The organism is Acidiplasma aeolicum, assembly GCF_001402945.1.
Classification (GTDB): Archaea; Thermoplasmatota; Thermoplasmata; order Thermoplasmatales; family Thermoplasmataceae; genus Acidiplasma; species Acidiplasma aeolicum.
On sequence record NZ_LKBG01000104.1, the window covers coordinates 1 to 1,837 of the forward strand.

Consider the following 1,837-nt stretch of genomic DNA (forward strand, 5'->3'; position numbering starts at 1 on the left):
CATGAATAACCCTATAAAGACATTTATTTTATAATGAAGAAAAATGAATATATAAAAAACTTTTTATTTAACCATATATATTCTTTTTTATGAACATTACTGAATTGTATGAAAAAGTTAAAAAAAATTATGATGAAAGGTATAGGATTCTTGAGGATTTAAGAAATATGAAACCGCCAGAACCATTCAACTGGGTTCAAGAAATTTTTGAAAAATTTTATGGTTCTGATAAAAATGCAGTGATATACTACAATATGGAAAATGAAATGGAAATTAATGTTTCATATAACCGGTTGATTTCAAATTATAATAAATTAATTAATTTATTAAGGAAACATGGCATAAAAAAATCTGCTGTAATTTACTTAATGTCACCAGCATTAACAGAGCAGTGGTACATAATGCTGGCCGCCCTTAAGGCTGGATACACATTAATTCCACTGGCCCCAAATCTTACAGAATTTGAGCTAAAATTCAGGTTCTCAAGCATAGTACCTGATGTAATAATTGCCGATTCAGAGAATATGAAAAAGATATCAAGGTCATTGAAAAATAGGCCATTGAAGATATCAATAGGAAACTATGATGATGCCATTAACATTAAGGAGATAAATAATGAAAATAACACAGCTGAAGGCGAGAAATTATTCATTAATGATGTATTTATAAAATACTTCACATCGGGAACAACCGGAATGCCAAAAACTGTGAACCACAGCGCAGTGCTTTATCCAATAGGACAATTATCAACAGCCACCGCAATAGGCATCAGGGAGAATTACATACATGTTAATTTAAGCTCACCGGGATGGGCAAAATTTTCATGGAGTTCTGTTTTTTCCCCACTGACAGCGGGTGCCACAGTGTTATCAATAGATTATTCCGGTAAGCTGAATGTTAGAAAATACCTTGAGGTGCTGGATTCATACCATGTTAATTCGTTCTGTGCCCCGCCAACGGCCTGGAGGCAGTTTATCTCTGCAAATCTTGACGGAATTGAACTTAAGGATTTAAGGGAAACTGTAAGTGCCGGTGAACCTTTAAATGCCGAGATTATAAATAAATGGCGTGAGAAATTCGGAACAACAGTCAGGGATTATTACGGGCAAACAGAGAGCACTGCAATGGTTGCAAACCTCCCCGGAAAATCTGTAATTCCAGGATCAATGGGAAGGCCGCTGCCCACATACAATATTGTTTTGCTTGATGAAGAAATGAACGAAATTAACAAAAGCTTCGAGCCGGGCCTCATGGCTGTAAAAAATTATAAAGGCACATACGGTTTATTTTTAGGATACTCTGATGATGAGAAAAACAGGGAGGTCTTCATAGGAGATTATTATCTTACCGGCGACAGGGCATACAGGGATGACGATGGGAACTTTTATTTTGTCAGCAGGTCAGATGATGTTATAAAATCATCAGACTACCGTATTGGACCATTTGAGGTGGAGAGTGCAATAATTGCCACCGGTATTGTTTTGGAATCCGCTGTTGTTGGAAGTCCTGATAGGCTTAAATACCAGAAGGTAAAGGCATTTATTGTATTAAAGGATGGGCATGAGAAGAATGAGGAGACTGCCAGAACCATATTTAATGGTGTTAAAAAGTTGCTGCCATCATATAAATTGCCGGAAATAATAGAGTTTGTTAATGACCTCCCAAAAACAATTAGCGGCAAAATCAGGAGGAATAATCTCAGGGAAATTGAAAAGGAAAAAAGGGACAATAATATGATCGGCGAGTTTGAATATTTTATGAAAAAGTATTAGTATTTTTATATTTTATAAAAAGTAGTAGATTTCTTTTATTAATAATTATATTATATAAGTCTTTA

1 protein-coding gene is annotated in these 1,837 nt (G+C 35.0%); it reads left to right on the plus strand.

The features are described from left to right. Window positions 1–89 precede the first annotated feature (89 nt). Window positions 90–1,772 (plus strand): AMP-binding protein, encoded by a 1,683-nt coding sequence (locus AOG54_RS03005; protein WP_054964360.1) that lies wholly within the window; start codon window positions 90–92, stop codon window positions 1,770–1,772. The last annotated feature ends 65 nt before the right edge of the window (window positions 1,773–1,837 follow it).

Excerpts from the sequence above, each read along its gene's own strand:
- AOG54_RS03005 (WP_054964360.1), top strand. The coding sequence starts at position 90 with ATGAACATTACTGAATTGTATGAAAAAGTTAAAAAAAATTATGATGAA.